This window comes from Pengzhenrongella frigida, from assembly GCF_004168625.1.
Lineage (GTDB): Bacteria > Actinomycetota > Actinomycetes > Actinomycetales > Cellulomonadaceae > Pengzhenrongella > Pengzhenrongella frigida.
The window spans coordinates 29809-44168 of record NZ_SDWW01000026.1 but is presented as its reverse complement, the minus strand read 5'-3'; the positions used below and the strand labels follow the sequence as shown (position 1 = coordinate 44168).

Genomic DNA, 14360 nt, shown 5'->3' with positions numbered 1-14360 from the left:
CCTGGACAGTCTGCGCGTCGAGGCGGCGTGCGGGTCGGGGACGTTGGTCCCTTCCGACCCGGGGCGGTCGCCGCGGCCCCTCTCGTCCGGGACGGGCTCCGGGGCATGACAGAATGGCCTCTGTCAGATGCCCTCTCGGTCTGGTCGATCTGTCCGTCGCAAGGCACATCGTCCCAGGTGAGAGGGCATTTGATTGTCCGGATGCGGCAACGGCCGCGGCCGGGCGCAATCAGGCGGTGAGCCCCAGGACAGCGGTCATGGTGTGGCTCTGCCCGGGTGCGAGGCGCACGGCGTCCGTGCGGATGTTGCACGTCTCGACGCACACCATCGTGGTCCACTCGTCATCGCCGAAGTCGGCCATTGCCGCGGACTTGTCGACCCAGGGGTTCCACACCACGGTCGAGCCCGAGCCCAGCTTGTCGATCCTGACCCGTCGCCCCACCGCGCCGTCGACCACCCCGCCGTCGACCACCGCGCCGTCGACCACCGCGCCATCGACCACCGTCGCCGCGCTGCGAGTGCCGAGGTAGATGCGGTCGGTCTCGCCGGCGAACCGCACCGGACCATCCTCGCCCGCCTGCGGATCTGGACCACCGAGCCGGTCCAGGAACGGCGCGCCCTCGAGCCCGGTGACCTCGGTCGAGGCGATGTCGCTCACGCGCAGGTAGGTGTGCAGCGCTTCCTCGAACATCACGTCGCTCGGGTCGAGGTTCGTGACCTCCAACGCGAGCGTCAGGCGGGCGCCGACGGTCACGGTGTAGCGGGCCTCGAAACGGTGGGGCCACGCGGAGGACCTCGTGGCGGGGGAGTCGGCGAGCCGGAAGGTCGCCACGACGTCGTCACCGTCGTCCTGCGCGTCCGCCAGCTCCCAGTCGAGCAGCCGCGCGAAGCCGTGCGCGGGGGCGGCCGCGTCGCCGTCGTGCGCGCCGAACCACGGGAAGCACAGCGGCACCCCACCTCGCAGCGGCGCATCGGGCACGTACCGGCTCGCTGCGCTCATCCAGATCACCGGCGCGGCCCCGGCCGGCGCCCAGTGCGTGACGTGCGCGCCGTGCAGGTAGATCTCGGCCGATCCGGTGCGACCGGCGACGAACACCACCGGCAGGCCCCCGTGGCCGGGGCCGACGCGCACAGAGGAGGGCAGGGATGCATGGGCGGGCAGTGCGGATGGCATCGGGTCTCCGGGGTCGGGGCGGGTCAGATGATGCTCCCACCTCGCCACTACCCGGGGATGCGCGTGACCTCGACGGAGTCGACCCGACCCGGGGTGTGGGGACCGCGCAGCGCCGCGAGCAGCCGCTCGATCGCCGCCGGGTCACCGTGCGCGACGACCTCGACGCTGCCGTCGTCGAGGTTGCGCGCCGATCCGGTCAGGCCCAGCCGCGACAGCTGGTCGCGGGTCCACCAGCGAAAGCCGACACCCTGGACACGGCCGCGCACCTTCGCGACACAGGCGGCGTCCGGCACGGGCACATTCTCGAGGCTACTGCTGTCCCGCGCGAGAGGACACTGCTGTCCCGCGCGAGAGGACACTGCTGTCCCGCGCGAGAGGACACTGCTGCCCCGCGCTCGCATCGCAGGACGGAACCGCTCGCGATAGCGTGATGTGGAGCCATGACCTGGGAATCGAACCGGGTGGTCAGGACTCCGGCCGCGGCATGCAGAGCCGTGTGCGCACACCCGTTCGGCGCAGGTCCCGTCGCCTGACAGGGAGTTCTCCGTGATGATCCTTCTTCGCCGTGCACGAAACCGGGCGATTCGCGCGTACCGCACCATCCGCAGTCAGAACCTGCGGGCGCCGTCATACACGTACAAGCGTCACGAGGCGGGCCGGGTGCTCGAGCTCATGCGGGAGTTCAGCTGCTCGGATCCGGTCTTCGCGATCAACGGGAAGGACAAGACCCACGAGTGGGCCCGGGCGCTGGGGGTGCGCATCCCCGACCTGCTCGGCACCTACGCCGAGGTCGGCGACCTTCCCTGGGAAGAGCTCCCGGAGCAGTTCGTTATCAAGCCGTTCCGGGGGTCGACCAGCATGGGCGTGTTCTTGCTCCAGCGCGTCGACGGCGGCTGGCGGGAGCTGCGCTCGGGGCGCGATATCCGACGTCAAGACGTGGAACGGGAGTACCGCGACCTCGTCGCGACCGACGCGATCTCCTCGGCCGTGCTCGTCGAGAAGCTGATCGTGGACCCCCGGATGCCTGGGCTGCCCCCGATCGACTACAAGGTCTACACGTTCTTCGGGCGCGTCGGGTTGATCGTGGCGAAGTCGCACGAGCGGGACTCCGCGGGCGGCGGGGCGGGCTTCCGGATTTTCGACCCGCAGTGGCGCGACCTCAGCTCTGCCTTCTCGGGTGTCCCGCTCGACCCGACGATCCCGCTGCCGGTCCGCCGCCGCGAGCTGCTCGAGCTCGCAAGCCTGGTGAGCTCGGCCGTTCCCCGCGCAGCGCTGCGGGTCGACCTGTTCGAGGACGCCGACGGCGTCGTGCTCGGGGAGATCACGCCCGAGCCCGGCGGCAGGTGGATCGCGCGGCAGGACATCGACCGTGCGCTCGGCGCCATGTGGGAGGAGGCCGAGGCGCGGCTGCGCGTGCGGTTCGCGCGGGCGGGTCAGCTCACCCCCGGTCAGGAGCCGCAGCCGGAGGCGCTGCTCGAGCGGTCAAGTATCCGTGCGCGGACGTGATCGCAGCTGCGCCACCGACGCAGCGCGGCGCGCCCACGTCCCGTCCCGTCAGCCGCCCGCGAACGGCGGCAGCACGTCGAGCGTGGCACCGTCGCGCAGGGTGGCCTCACGGGTGTGCTGGTGGACGCCGTCGACCATGACGCTGCTGGCCGCGATGACGCGGGTCAGCGCGGGGCCGCGGCGGTCGCCGGCACCGCCGAGCGCATCGGCCACGGTGGAGCCGACCGGCAGCGCCGCCTGCTCCTCCTCGACGCCGGCTGCGGCGCCGGCTCCCGCGAAGTACCGCAGCGTGACCATCAGGGTGTCGGGCATGGGGTCCTTCTCACGGAGGTCCGCCCGGTGGGGGCGGCGGGGTCAGGCAGGTTCAGGAGGGCGGCGCGGGCTGGCTGGCCCAGGCCAGGATGCCACCTTCGAGATGCACGACGTCGTATCCCTCGGCTCGTGCGATCGCCAGCACCTCCGCGGAGCGGATCCCGGACGCGCAGTGCAGGATCAGCGGCCGGGCGCGGTCGAGGGTGGCGAACGCGGAGCCGTCGATGAATCCGCCCCGCGGCAGCAACCGGGCCCCCGGGATGGCCACCTCGGCGTGCTCGGACGGCTCGCGAACGTCGACGAGGTCGAAGTCGTCGGCGCCGAGAGCGCGCTGGGCGATCCGCTCGGCGAGTCGACGCGCCGAGATCACGAGGCCGGCGGGAAGGGGCGTGGGCGCCGGCACCGCGCACGCGATCTCGATGTCGGCGAGGTCACCGATCGGAGCGCGGTCCGGGTCCGGGCGCACCGTGATCTCGCGCCAGCGCGTCGTCAGGGCATCGAAGGTCAGGAGTCGGCCCAGCAGCGGCTCGCCGACGCCGGTGATCAGCTTGACGGCCTCGTTCGCCATCACCGAGCCGATCGCCCCGCACAGCACCCCGAGCACGCCGCCCTCGGCGCAGCTCGGCACGGTGCCCGGCGCGGGAGGCGTGGGGAAGACGTCGCGGTAGTGGATGCCCTCGTAGCCGGACCCGGCGGGGGGATCCGCCCAGAACACCGAGGTCTGCCCGTCGAAGCGGTAGATCGACCCCCATACCAGCGGGAGCCCGAGCAGCACGCACGCGTCGTTGACCAGGTACCGGGTGGCGAAGTTGTCGGTGCCGTCCACGACCAGGTCGTAGCCCCGCAGCGTCTCGATCGCGGTGGCGGCGTCGAGTCGGAGGTCGTGCTCCTGCACGTGGACCAGCGGGTTGAGCCGTTCGACCGCGTCGCGTGCGCTCGCGGTCTTGGCCCGGTCGACGTCGGGCGTGCCGTGCAGCACCTGGCGCTGGAGGTTGGACTCGTCGACCACGTCGGAGTCGACGACCCCGAGCGTGCCGACGCCCGCAGCGGCGAGGTACAGCAGCACGGGGGAGCCGAGCCCGCCGGCGCCGACGACCAGCACCCGCGCGTTCTTCAGCCGGCGCTGCCCCTCGTGCCCGATGCCAGGCAACGTGAGGTGGCGGGCGTAGCGCTGGACCTCATGCGGGGTGAGCTCGGGTGCGGGTTCGACGAGGGGCGGGAGAGCCACGGTGTCCTTCTCAGTTCCTGGCACGGGTGAAGTCGGACCACGCTAGCCCGCCGCTCCGTCAGGTGCGTCACCGTTGACGAGCGCTGACTCCCGGCGGGAGGTCAGCGCTCGGACGTGCCGTGTGCGGAGGGCTCAGAGCATCTGGGTGATGCAGAGGAAGTTGCCTTCCGTGTCCCGGAACCAGGCAGCCCTGGTCTCGTCGGTGGTCGCGACACCGTTCACCGTCTTCATGCCCGGGATGTCGTAGTCCTCGAAGACGACTCCCCGAGCTCGGAGCCGGGCCATGTCGGCATCGAGATCGTCGGTCATCCAGCTCATCTGGGTGTTGCGGGCGGTGCCCGCGTTGGGCGTCTCGTAGATCTCGAACCCGGTGTTCTCGCCGTACCGGTACATGAGGAGCCCAGCGTGCTCCTCGACTGGGTCGAGGTCGAGCGCGGCGTGGTAGAACTCCCGTGCTCGCTGCAGATCCGCCGCCGGCAGGACAGTATGAAGATCCTTCAACATGGGACTACTCCTTCCGGTTCCGGACGTCCCGCCCGCGGGGTCGGCCGTTCCGCTCCGTCAGACGACGTCGTCCGTGACGGGTAAGAATTTTACGCCGGTGGCCCTGCTCTCGGCTATGGCCTGCGCCTCGACCGACGCCCGACGCGGCGAGCCCGGGGGCGGAGCGATGCTCAGGCGGTGGCCGCCGGCACGCCGACCATCTCGGCGCTGCGGTCCCAGAGCTCGCGCGCGAGGTCGGCGTCGTCGGCCTGCTTGTTCGTGCTCGCGAGCTTCTTCCTGGCGTAGTACGCGCCCGAGGTCCAGGCGGTGCCGGGCTCACTCGTGGCCAGCCACACCAGGTCCTCGGCGCCCCGGTCCGGCGAGATCAGCACGAGCCGCTTGAGGGGCGTGTGGTAGACGAACCGCAGGACGCTGGTGGTGTCCGAGGCGAAGCTGGTCGCGACGTTCCCCGGGTGGAAGGCCGCCGTCGAGATGCCCGCGTCGTGGAAGCGCCTGTGCAGCTCGCGGGTGAAGAGCACGTTGGCGAGCTTGCCGTCGCCGTAGGCCTTGGTCGGGGAGTAGTCGCGCGCGTTGTCGAGGTCGTCGAGGTCGAGGTGCCCGAACCGCTTCGCAGCCACGCTCGAGGTGTTCAGGACCGACGCCCGACTCGCCACCAGCGTGTCCATGAGCAGGTTCGTCAGCAGGAACGGTCCGAGGTGGTTCACCTGGAAGGTCTTCTCGAACCCGTCCGTGGTGGTCTCGGGCGCACCCATGAGGCCACCGGCGTTGTTGGCCAGGACGTCGATCCGGGGGTAGGCCGCACGCAGGCCCGCGGCGAGCTCGCGGACCGAGTCGAGCTGCGCGAAGTCGGCGACGAACGAGTCCGCGCCGATCTCGGCCGCGACGGCCGTGGTCTTCGACCGCGACCGGCCGACGACGACGACGGTCTCGCCCTGCGCGGTGAGGCGGCGGGCTGCGGCGGCTCCGATGCCGTCGCTGGCGCCGGTGATGATGATGGTGCGTCCAGGCATGGTCCGCGCTTTCGGGTGGGTCGATCGGGCTGGGTCGCCGCGGGGGCGAGGTCAGATTGTGGCAGGTCAGACGGCGAGCAGCTCACGAACCAGGGCCGGCAGCGCCTCTTGGATCGGGCGCCGCTCGACCCTGTCCGCGAGGTGGTCGTACGGAGTCGGTTCGGCGTTCACGATCACCACGCGCGCCCCTGCCTCGGCGGCCACCGTGGTCAAGCTGGCGACCGGTTGCACGGTCAGGGTCGAGCCGATCACGACGAAGACGTCGCAGCCGGCCGCCGCCTCGATCGCCGCGTCGAACACCGCGCTGGGCAGCGGCTCGCCGAACATCACGACGTCGGTGGCCAGCAGGCCGCCGCAGCCGGTGCAGTGCGGGTCGGGTTCGGCATCGAGGCGGGCCAGGATGCCGGCCGTGGGTTCGGCGGCGCCGCACCGCAGGCACCGCGACCCGGTCAGGCTTCCGTGCAGCTCAAGCACCTTGCCGACCGACGAGCCGGCCCGCTGGTGCAGGCCATCGAAGTTCTGCGTGCAGATGGCGCGCAGGGCACCGGCCCGCTCGAGGTCGACGAGGCTCGCGTGCGCCGGCGTCGGTTCGGCCCGCCAGACCGGGCTGTCGCGCCACATCTGCCAGGTCCGCCGCCGGATGGCGGCGTCGGTCACGTAGCGGCTGTGCTCGAGCAGCTGGGCCGCCGCCGGGTCGCGCGTCCACACGCCGTCGGGGCCGCGAAAGTCCGGGATGCCGGAGCCGGTCGAGATGCCCGCGCCGGCGAGGACGGTGACGACGGGGGCGTTGCTTTCACGTCGTGCTGCTGGTGGGGCCACGTCCTCGACGGTACCGCCGTGCCTCGTCGGGTCAGGCCGGCTGCAGCCGCGGGTCGACGACGCCGTCGCACACCCACCGGCGGACCACCTCGGTGAACAGGCCGGCGTCCTCGATGCTCCAGGCGTGGTGCATCCCCGGCGCGATCCGGCAGGTCGCGTGTGGCACGGCCCGGCGCAGCGCGGGGAACGAGGATCGGACGACGGCGGCCTCGCGCCCCCCGGCGATCGCGAGCAGCGGGCCCCGGTAGCGGTCGAGTCCGGTCGGCACGCCGCCGTCGTAGACCTCCCGCATCAGCCGCACGGCATTGGCCCGGCTGACGGTCAGCCCGTGCGACACGAACAGCTCGCGCGAGTCCGCGGGCAGGCCGAACGCCCGCGCCTGCACCCGCCAGAACCAGCGCCGGTCCCAGAACCGCAGCTGCAGGTCGGCCAGCGCCCGCGTGCTGCCGTGCACCCCGGCGAGGGGGACCCCGCTGATCAGGGCCGAGTGCACGACGTCGGGGTGACGCGCCAGCAGGCGGGTGGTGACCACCCCGCCGAGGGAGAGTCCCACGACGTGGGCGCGGCCCCCGCGGGCGAGGTCGGCGATCGTGGCCGCCAGATCGTCGGCAGCGGCATCGAGGTCGCGCCAGGTCTCCGCGGCGCGCGCGCCGAAACCGGGCAGGTGCGGAGTGAGCACGTGGAAGTCCGCGAGTCCGGCGACCTGCGGCTCCCACATCCAGTTGGCGACGTTGCCGCCGTGCACCAACGCGATGGTGGTGCCGGCGTGCGGACCGGCGGACGGGTGCTCGACCGGGTACGGAGGCGTGGTCGGCGCCGGGCCGGGTGCGGCCGCCGTCACGGCAGGTCCTGCTCGACCGTGTCCAGCCAGGCCAGCTCGGCCTTGGTGTGGGCGATGCCGTTGTCCAGCGTGGCGATCGTCAGGTACCGCGCCCGGTCGGCCTCCGCCGGGCGCAGGCTCTCGCGCTTGTCCGTGAAGCGGGTGAGCATCGCCTCGGCCTCGGCGCGACGCTCGCGCAGCAGGTCGAGCACCTGGGCGCGCGGCAGGTTTCCGGCGAAGAACACGCGCGCGAGGAACGGCTCGCGGGCCGCGTGCGGCGTCGGTTCCGAGGTGAGCCACTCCAGGAGCACCGCCTGGCCGGCCGGGGTGATGTGGTGCTCCTGGCGGTCGGGGTAGTTCGCCTGGGGCACGACCTCGACCGTGGCATAGCCCTCGGCCACGAGAGTGTTGAGCGTGCGGTAGATCTGGGCCTTGTCGGCGGCCCAGAAGTGGCTGATGCTCGAGTCGAAGACCTTCTTGAGGTCGTAGCCCGTCATCGGGGCGAGGTTGAGCAGGCCGAGGACGAGACGCGCCAGGATCATGCTCTAGTAGAGCACGCAATTAGTCGACATGACAACTATGGCGACGACCGGTTCCTGGTCATCGGGCCCGGGATCGGTGTCGTTGACCTAGTGTTTCGCCCGTGATCGCTCAGAACCCCCCGCAGGATGCCCGTCGTGGCCTCGCCCGTCACGACGTGCCCGACGCGCTGCGCAACGACGTCCGCCTGCTGGGCGGTCTCCTCGGAACCGTGCTGCGCGAGGCCGGCGGTGCGGAGCTTCTCGCCGACGTCGAGCGGCTGCGGGAGCTGACGATCCGCGCGCACGACGAGCAGGGGATGGACGCGCTGCTCGAGGCCGAGGCGCTCGTGGAGGGCTTCTCGCCGGCCCGGGCCGAGCAGGTCGCGCGGGCGTTCACCTGCTACTTCCATCTGGCGAACCTGGCCGAGGAGTACCACCGCGTGCGCACACTGCACGGCCGGGAGTCGGTCCTCGCGCCGCACGAGCTGTCCTCCGACGACTCCCTGCCGGCTGCGGTGGCCGAGCTCGCCAAGGAGATCGGGTTCGACGCCGCCATCGCGCGCCTGCAGGAGCTGGAGTTCCGTCCGGTCGTGACGGCACACCCCACCGAGGCGCGCCGCCGCGCGGTGGCGAGCGCGATCCGACGGATCTCCGACCTGGTCGCCGAGCGCGATGCGCTGCACGTGGGCGGAACCTCCCTGGCCGAGAACGAGCGGAGCCTGCTCGCCGAGATCGACGTCCTGTGGCGCACCTCGCCGTTGCGGGCCGCCAAGCCGATGGTGCTCGACGAGGTGCGCACCGTCATGGCGGTCTTCGACGCCACCTTCTTCGAGGTGTTCCCCGAGGTCTACCGGCGGCTCGACGACTGGCTGCAGGCCGATGCCGCCGGTGCCCAGGCTCCGATCGTCCGCCCGTTCATCCGCCTGGGTTCCTGGATCGGCGGGGACCGCGACGGCAACCCCAACGTCACGCCGGACGTGACCCGGGCCGCCGCGGTGATCGCGTCCGAGCACGTCCTGACGGCCCTTGAGGAGGCAGCGCGGCGCACGGGCCGCGCGCTCACGCACGACGGGCACGGCACGCCGGCCTCGGCCGAGCTCCTCACGCTCTGGCAGCGCCAGCGCGAGCTGTCCGAGACGCTCACCTCGACGGTCGCCGACAGCTCGCCGAACGAGCCGCACCGCCGAGCCCTGCTCGTGGTGGCGGCGCGGATCGCCGCGACCAAGCGTCGCGACGCCGACCTGGCGTACGCGCGCTCGGAGGACCTCCTGGCCGACCTGGCCGTGGTGCAGCGTTCCCTGGTCGCCGCCGGCGCGCCCCGCGCCGCCTACGGAGACCTGCAGCGCCTGATCTGGCAGGTGGAGACGTTCGGGTTCCACCTGGCCGAGCTCGAGGTGCGTCAGCACTCCCAGGTGCACGCCGCCGCGCTCGCCGAGATCGCCGAGCTCGGCATCGACGGTCCGCTGTCGGCCCGCACGAGCGAGGTGCTGGACACCTTCCGCTCGATCGGCGCCGTCCAGCGGCGCCACGGCGTCGAGGCCGCGCGGCGCTACATCGTGTCGTTCACGCAGCGCCCGGAGCACATCGCGGCGGTGTACGAGCTCGCCGACCTGGTCTTCCCCGATCCCGCGCAGGCGCCGGTGATCGACGTCATCCCGCTGTTCGAGACCTTCGCCGACCTCGCCGCCAGCGTGGACATCCTCGAGGCGATGCTCGACCTCCCGGCCGTGCAGCGACGCCTGGCGAGCAACGGTCGCCGGGTCGAGATCATGCTCGGCTACTCCGACTCCTCCAAGGACGTCGGCCCCGTGGCCGCGACGCTCTCCCTCGATGTCGCCCAGAGCCGGATCACCGAGTGGGCCGGGCGGCACAACATCACCCTCACGCTCTTTCACGGTCGCGGCGGCGCCCTCGGTCGCGGGGGCGGCCCGGCCAACCGCGCCCTGCTCGCCCAGCCGCCCGGTTCGGTCGACGGCCGGTTCAAGGTCACCGAGCAGGGTGAGGTCATCTTCGCCCGGTACGGCGACCCGGTGATCGCTGCGCGGCACATCGAGCAGGTGGCGGCCGCCACGCTGCTCGCCGGCTCGCCCGCGCTCGGCCAGCGGAACGCGGCCGCCACGGCGCGGTTCGCCCCGCTCGCCGCCGTGCTGGACGAGACCTCGCGGGCCCGGTTCTACGAGCTCGTCCGCGCCGATGGCTTCCCCGCCTGGTTCGCCGAGGTCACGCCGCTCGAGGAGATCGGGCTGCTCCCGATCGGCTCACGCCCTGCCCGCCGGGGGCTGTCCGTCGAATCGCTGGACGACCTGCGCGCGATCCCCTGGGTGTTCTCGTGGTCGCAGGCCCGGACCAACCTCGCGGGCTGGTTCGGTCTGGGCACCGCGCTCGCCGCCGTCGGCGATCTGGCCGAGCTGCAGGCCGCGTACGCCGACTGGCCCCTGTTCGCGACCTTCATCGACAACGTCGAGATGTCGCTCGGCAAGACCGACGAGCGCATCGCGGCCCGGTATCTCGCCCTCGGGGACCGGCCCGACCTGGCGGCTCTCGTCCTCGAGGAGATGCGGCTCACCCGGTACTGGGTGCTTGCCACCACCGGTTCGGACAGCACGCTCTCCCACCGGCGGGTCCTCGGTCGGGCGGTCCAGCTGCGCAGCCCCTACATCGACGCGCTGTCCCTGCTGCAGCTCCGGGCGCTCAAGCGCCTGCGCGGCGGTGTCGCCGCGGACGAGGTCGAAGATGTGCGCCGCCTGCTCCTGCTGAGCGTCAACGGGGTGGCCGCCGGCCTGCAGAACACCGGCTGAGCGCGGTTCGGATGGCGCGCGGGGGGAGAGGTGTTATACCGGAGGTAGCCGTCATCACGGCCAGTTCCTCGGCCAGGGAGCCGGTCACCGCGCGTGCACCGGGATTGCCTGGTCGGTACTCGTCAGCGCTCAAAGGCGTCGCACTGAGGAGAATCGCGTGGTCACACTCGACGAGCGGCCGCCGGACCGCGGCCGCGCAGCAACCCTCCAGCTCGCCCGCCCGGCACCGACCATCGAGGCACCGGCACCCGGACGTGCGCGCAGGTTCGCCGAGCTCGAGGCGCTGATCCGCGCGAAGGAGAGTGACCGGATCCGGCTCGCGTGGGACGTGCCGGAGGCAGACCGCCGGCAGCGGCTGCAGGCGCTGGAGCGCAGTGCGCGGCGGCAGGGCCAGCTCGCCGAGAGCGCACGGCTCGCCGTGGAGCGACGCACCCGCCGCTAAGGTGTCACCATGAACCGACGCCCCTTGCCGCAGATCGTGCTCGGGGTCGTCATCGTCGTCGTCGGCGTGGTGGGGCTGCTGCGCGCCATGGGGCTGGTCGATCTCAGCCTCGACGATCTCTTCTCGACCTGGTGGCCGCTGGCGATCATCTTGGTCGGTCTCGCCGCGCTGGTCGCGGCACCGCGCGCCTGGATCGGTCCGACCCTGATCGTGACGGTCGGGCTGCTCTTCCAGCTGGACAACCTGGACCTGCTCGACGTGGCTGTCGGGGAGCTCCTGTGGCCGCTGGTGATCATCTTCGTCGGCCTTTCGCTGCTGACGAACCTCGGCACGCGCGGCACGGACGACCGGACGATCAACTCCGCGGTGATCTGGTGGGGCTCCGCACGCCGGACGACGTCGCAGCAGTTCGAAGGTGGCAGCCTCAGCGCGATCATGGGCGGCATCGAGGTGGACCTTCGTCAGGCCGGTCTCGCCGACGGTGCGGAGATCTCGGTCTTCACCTTCTGGGGCGGCGTCGAGATCAAGGTCCCGCCGACCTGGCGCGTGCAGGTCAGTGGGCTTCCGGTGCTCGGCGGGTGGGAGAACAAGACCGTGCCCCCCGCTGATCCCGAGGCCCCCGTGCTCACGGTGCACGTCACGGCGATCATGGGCGGCGTCGAGATCAAGGCCGGCGACTGATCAGGCCCGGCAACTGATCAGACCCGGCAACTGACGGGTCAGAGCCCGGCCTGGTCGAGGGCGTCCTGCAGGGACTGGACGTAGCCGTTGCTGGTGTACGTCGCGCCCGAGACCATGTCGATGCTCGCGGTGCCCGCGTCCACGGCCTCCGCATTGAGGATCGGGATCGCGTACGAGTTGATCTGCTGGTCGTGCCCGTCGGAGTCCGGGTAGTCGATCGCCTCGGCGGCGGTGAGCACGCCGTCGGTGACGGTGATGCGGACCTGCACGTTCCCGAACCGGGTCGAGGCGGCCGCGCCGTCGTACGTCTGGGTCGTGCTCGCCCCGGTGTCGACGGAGGCGGCCGACGCGGTGGTCGACCCGCTGACGATCGAGGTCGCGGCCGACCGGCTCACGCTCGCCGAGTAGGAGAGCAGCAGCGCGACACCGGTGAGCGTGGTGCCGGTGGCGAGGACGATGCGGCGCACCGGGTCCCGCTTCACGAGCGGGACCGATCGCCGGTGAGGGCGCGACGGGGTCGACCGTCGAGGAGCGGAGCGGGACGAGCTGTCGTGGTGGTCATGGGATCGACGATGCCGCAGGGCGCTGAAGGCATGCTGTTGGTCTGCTGAGAATCCCCTTTGCCCGGCCGGACCCCACCCTGCCCCTCGCTAGGGGTTCGTGATCTCGGCTTCGATCGTTGCGGCGGCCTCGGCGCTCAGCGCGTGCTTGGCGATCCGCTCGTAGCCCTCGAGACCCGCCTCGAGCCGCTCGATGACCTTGTCCTCGGCGATCGCGATGATGGCCGACGTCCCCGGCTCGAGGCTCTCGCCGATCGCCTTGAGGTCCTCGTCCTTGAAGCCCTTGTCGCGGATCTTGCCCCAGACCCCGCCGCCCGCGCCGCCGATGAGGGCGCCCGCGATGATGCTCGGGGGAAAGATCAGCCCGACCAGGCCACCGACGACCGCGCCGCGCGCGGCCCACTTCTTCCCGCTCGGGTCGGCCGTCTCCTCGAACTTGACCTTGCCGTCGGTGTGGCGCACGAGCACGGCGGCGTCGATCAGGTCGATCGCCCCCGCCCGGTCCATCTCCCGGAAGTCCTGCAGCGCGATGGCCGCCTGCGGCTCGTTGTCGAACGCCGCGACGAACAGCTGCACGGTGGTGTCGGTCATCTTGCTGCCTCCTTGAACCGGTACGGGGACTGTCCCCTCGAACCGTCGTAGCCCCACCGGACCTGTGACGCCAGCCGACCGGGGTGGCCGGCCCCGCTCCTCTCACCCGCAGGGGATGAGGACCCCCGCTCCGGCACCGGACGACGCTGAATGTTGTCCACAGCGAGAAGGAGTTGACATGACTGACATGAGGCGGGAATCCTCGCGCGACACCTCCGTGGAGAACACGTCGTGGCAGACCGAGCGCGGACCCACCGGCTGGGTCGGCTGGATCGCCTTCGCCGGCACGATGATGCTGCTCCTCGGCACCTTCCACGTGATTCAGGGGTTCATCGCGCTGTTCCAGACCGAGTACTACCTGGTGGGCGAGAACGGCCTGACGGTGAACGTCGACTACACCCAGTGGGGCTGGACGCACATCGTCCTCGGCGCCCTCGCGGTAGCCGCCGGCCTCGGGCTGCTGGTCGGGCAGATGTGGGCCCGGGTCATCGCCGTCATCATCGCGTTCGTCAGCGCCGTCGTGAACATCGGGTTCATGGCCGCGTACCCGGTGTGGTCGACGATCATGATCGCCATCGACGTGCTGGTGATCTGGGCCGTCATCGTGCACGGCCGGGAGATGAAGTCGATCGACGCCTGACCGGCGGCTCAAGCGCATCTTTGGCTGAATCTGAACCGCCAGGGCGCACCGTGCTCGGCGCGCCCCGGCGGTCCGGTGCTCTGCACCCATGAGCATCGACCAACCCGAGGGAGGAACAGCACATGACAATCGGACCTGTTCAGCTACTGGTCCTGGGTTTCGACCACCCCGACTTCCGGGGCGAGATAGTCGACGAGCTCGAGCGGCTCCGCGACTCCGACGTCGTGCGGGTGATCGACGCACTGGCCGTCTACAAGGACACTGCCGGTGACATCGAGGTCATGCACCTGAGCAACCTCACCAAGGACGACGCGATCGAGCTCGGCAGCACGATCGGCGCGCTCATCGGCCTCGAGATCGAGGGCGACCGGGGCATCGACATCGGCGCGGCCGCCGGCGCGGAGGCCGGGGCCGAGGGCCTCGAGGTCTTCACGGACGAAGAAGCCTGGGACGTCATCGACGACATCCCCGCGGGCACCGCCGCTGCGCTCATCCTGCTCGAGCACCGGTGGGCGGTCCCGTTCCGCGACGCGGTAGCCCGGGCCCACGGGTACCGGATCAGCGACGGGTTCATCAGCCCGCTCGACCTGGTCACCCTGGGCCTGCACACGGTCGAGGAAGCCCAGCAGATCGACGCGATGAGCTCCGGAGCCCGATAGCACCACCAGCCCGCACGCGGACCCGTCCAGGTGGAAGGAGGTCGCCATGTTCGCATCACGCAGGGTGGCGCGGCGCACATCTCGCCGAGTCGCGC

General features: G+C 71.5%; 17 protein-coding genes. 6 read left to right on the top strand and 11 right to left on the bottom strand.

Annotated features, from left to right (window positions below; all coding sequences use genetic code 11):
• Window positions 1–229 precede the first annotated feature (229 nt).
• Window positions 230–1174: a D-hexose-6-phosphate mutarotase gene (locus EUA98_RS11735; protein WP_130102873.1), complete on the bottom strand. Its 945-nt coding sequence runs from the start codon at window positions 1172–1174 to the stop codon at window positions 230–232.
• 47 nt (window positions 1175–1221) lie between these two features.
• The gene (locus EUA98_RS11730) at window positions 1222–1473 is read right to left on the bottom strand and encodes an acylphosphatase (protein WP_242511423.1); all 252 of its coding nucleotides are present in this window, start codon (window positions 1471–1473) and stop codon (window positions 1222–1224) included.
• Between the two features lie 250 nt (window positions 1474–1723).
• Between EUA98_RS11730 and EUA98_RS11725 the strand changes: the two genes are divergently transcribed.
• Window positions 1724–2680, top strand: coding sequence for an ATP-grasp fold amidoligase family protein (locus tag EUA98_RS11725; RefSeq protein WP_242511430.1), 957 nt, complete (start codon window positions 1724–1726; stop codon window positions 2678–2680).
• 48 nt (window positions 2681–2728) lie between these two features.
• Here the strand turns inward: EUA98_RS11725 and EUA98_RS11720 are convergent, their stop codons facing one another.
• The 7 genes from EUA98_RS11720 to EUA98_RS11690 all read right to left on the bottom strand — a co-directional run bounded on the left by EUA98_RS11720 (window position 2729) and on the right by EUA98_RS11690 (window position 7915).
• On the bottom strand, window positions 2729–2992 hold the full coding sequence (locus tag EUA98_RS11720; protein ID WP_130102870.1) for a MoaD/ThiS family protein: 264 nt from the start codon (window positions 2990–2992) through the stop codon (window positions 2729–2731).
• Between the two features lie 52 nt (window positions 2993–3044).
• A complete protein-coding gene (moeB, locus tag EUA98_RS11715) occupies window positions 3045–4220 on the bottom strand; it encodes a molybdopterin-synthase adenylyltransferase MoeB (RefSeq protein WP_130102869.1) in 1176 nt (391 codons plus the stop codon).
• A gap of 132 nt (window positions 4221–4352) precedes the next feature.
• On the bottom strand, window positions 4353–4724 hold the full coding sequence (locus tag EUA98_RS11710; RefSeq protein WP_130102868.1) for a VOC family protein: 372 nt from the start codon (window positions 4722–4724) through the stop codon (window positions 4353–4355).
• Window positions 4725–4894: 170 nt separating this feature from the next.
• Complete coding sequence (locus EUA98_RS11705; protein WP_130102867.1) at window positions 4895–5734, bottom strand: SDR family NAD(P)-dependent oxidoreductase; 840 nt, start codon at window positions 5732–5734, stop codon at window positions 4895–4897.
• A gap of 66 nt (window positions 5735–5800) precedes the next feature.
• A complete protein-coding gene (locus EUA98_RS11700) occupies window positions 5801–6553 on the bottom strand; it encodes an SIR2 family NAD-dependent protein deacylase (RefSeq protein ID WP_130102866.1) in 753 nt (250 codons plus the stop codon).
• A 31-nt stretch (window positions 6554–6584) separates the two neighbouring features.
• Entirely contained in the window at window positions 6585–7394 is an 810-nt protein-coding gene (locus tag EUA98_RS11695; protein WP_242511420.1) for an alpha/beta fold hydrolase, read from the bottom strand.
• Window positions 7391–7915, bottom strand: a complete 525-nt coding sequence (locus EUA98_RS11690) for a PadR family transcriptional regulator (protein ID WP_130102865.1) — start codon at window positions 7913–7915, stop codon at window positions 7391–7393. The genes EUA98_RS11695 and EUA98_RS11690 overlap by 4 nt, the downstream gene beginning before the upstream one ends.
• 101 nt (window positions 7916–8016) lie before the next feature.
• Here EUA98_RS11690 and EUA98_RS11685 point away from each other — a divergent pair, with 101 nt between their 5' ends.
• The 3 genes from EUA98_RS11685 to EUA98_RS11675 all read left to right on the top strand — a co-directional run bounded on the left by EUA98_RS11685 (window position 8017) and on the right by EUA98_RS11675 (window position 11815).
• Window positions 8017–10692, top strand: a complete 2676-nt coding sequence (locus EUA98_RS11685) for a phosphoenolpyruvate carboxylase (RefSeq protein ID WP_242511418.1) — start codon at window positions 8017–8019, stop codon at window positions 10690–10692.
• A 157-nt stretch (window positions 10693–10849) separates the two neighbouring features.
• Window positions 10850–11134, top strand: a complete 285-nt coding sequence (locus tag EUA98_RS11680; protein WP_130102864.1) for a hypothetical protein — start codon at window positions 10850–10852, stop codon at window positions 11132–11134.
• A gap of 9 nt (window positions 11135–11143) precedes the next feature.
• The gene (locus EUA98_RS11675) at window positions 11144–11815 is read left to right on the top strand and encodes a LiaF transmembrane domain-containing protein (protein ID WP_130102863.1); all 672 of its coding nucleotides are present in this window, start codon (window positions 11144–11146) and stop codon (window positions 11813–11815) included.
• A gap of 38 nt (window positions 11816–11853) precedes the next feature.
• Here EUA98_RS11675 and EUA98_RS11670 read toward each other — a convergent pair whose 3' ends face one another.
• Together EUA98_RS11670 and EUA98_RS11665 are read right to left on the bottom strand one after the other, a co-directional pair.
• Window positions 11854–12297: an FMN-binding protein gene (locus tag EUA98_RS11670; RefSeq protein WP_242511415.1), complete on the bottom strand. Its 444-nt coding sequence runs from the start codon at window positions 12295–12297 to the stop codon at window positions 11854–11856.
• 168 nt (window positions 12298–12465) lie between these two features.
• Window positions 12466–12966: a DUF1269 domain-containing protein gene (locus EUA98_RS11665; protein ID WP_130102861.1), complete on the bottom strand. Its 501-nt coding sequence runs from the start codon at window positions 12964–12966 to the stop codon at window positions 12466–12468.
• A 178-nt stretch (window positions 12967–13144) separates the two neighbouring features.
• Here EUA98_RS11665 and EUA98_RS11660 point away from each other — a divergent pair, with 178 nt between their 5' ends.
• Entirely contained in the window at window positions 13145–13606 is a 462-nt protein-coding gene (locus EUA98_RS11660) for a DUF7144 family membrane protein (RefSeq protein ID WP_130102860.1), read from the top strand.
• Window positions 13607–13728: 122 nt separating this feature from the next.
• Window positions 13729–14265 carry a hypothetical protein gene (locus tag EUA98_RS11655; protein ID WP_130102859.1) on the top strand — a complete coding sequence of 179 codons (537 nt, stop codon included), beginning with the start codon at window positions 13729–13731 and terminating at the stop codon, window positions 14263–14265.
• Window positions 14266–14360: the final 95 nt, after the last annotated feature.

Excerpts from the sequence above, each read along its gene's own strand:
- EUA98_RS11735 (WP_130102873.1), bottom strand. The coding sequence starts at position 1,174 with ATGCCATCCGCACTGCCCGCCCATGCATCCCTGCCCTCCTCTGTGCGC.
- EUA98_RS11725 (WP_242511430.1), top strand. The coding sequence starts at position 1,724 with ATGATCCTTCTTCGCCGTGCACGAAACCGGGCGATTCGCGCGTACCGC.
- EUA98_RS11720 (WP_130102870.1), bottom strand. The coding sequence starts at position 2,992 with ATGCCCGACACCCTGATGGTCACGCTGCGGTACTTCGCGGGAGCCGGC.
- EUA98_RS11710 (WP_130102868.1), bottom strand. The coding sequence starts at position 4,724 with ATGTTGAAGGATCTTCATACTGTCCTGCCGGCGGCGGATCTGCAGCGA.
- EUA98_RS11705 (WP_130102867.1), bottom strand. The coding sequence starts at position 5,734 with ATGCCTGGACGCACCATCATCATCACCGGCGCCAGCGACGGCATCGGA.
- EUA98_RS11690 (WP_130102865.1), bottom strand. The coding sequence starts at position 7,915 with ATGATCCTGGCGCGTCTCGTCCTCGGCCTGCTCAACCTCGCCCCGATG.
- EUA98_RS11675 (WP_130102863.1), top strand. The coding sequence starts at position 11,144 with ATGAACCGACGCCCCTTGCCGCAGATCGTGCTCGGGGTCGTCATCGTC.
- EUA98_RS11665 (WP_130102861.1), bottom strand. The coding sequence starts at position 12,966 with ATGACCGACACCACCGTGCAGCTGTTCGTCGCGGCGTTCGACAACGAG.
- EUA98_RS11660 (WP_130102860.1), top strand. The coding sequence starts at position 13,145 with ATGACTGACATGAGGCGGGAATCCTCGCGCGACACCTCCGTGGAGAAC.
- EUA98_RS11655 (WP_130102859.1), top strand. The coding sequence starts at position 13,729 with ATGACAATCGGACCTGTTCAGCTACTGGTCCTGGGTTTCGACCACCCC.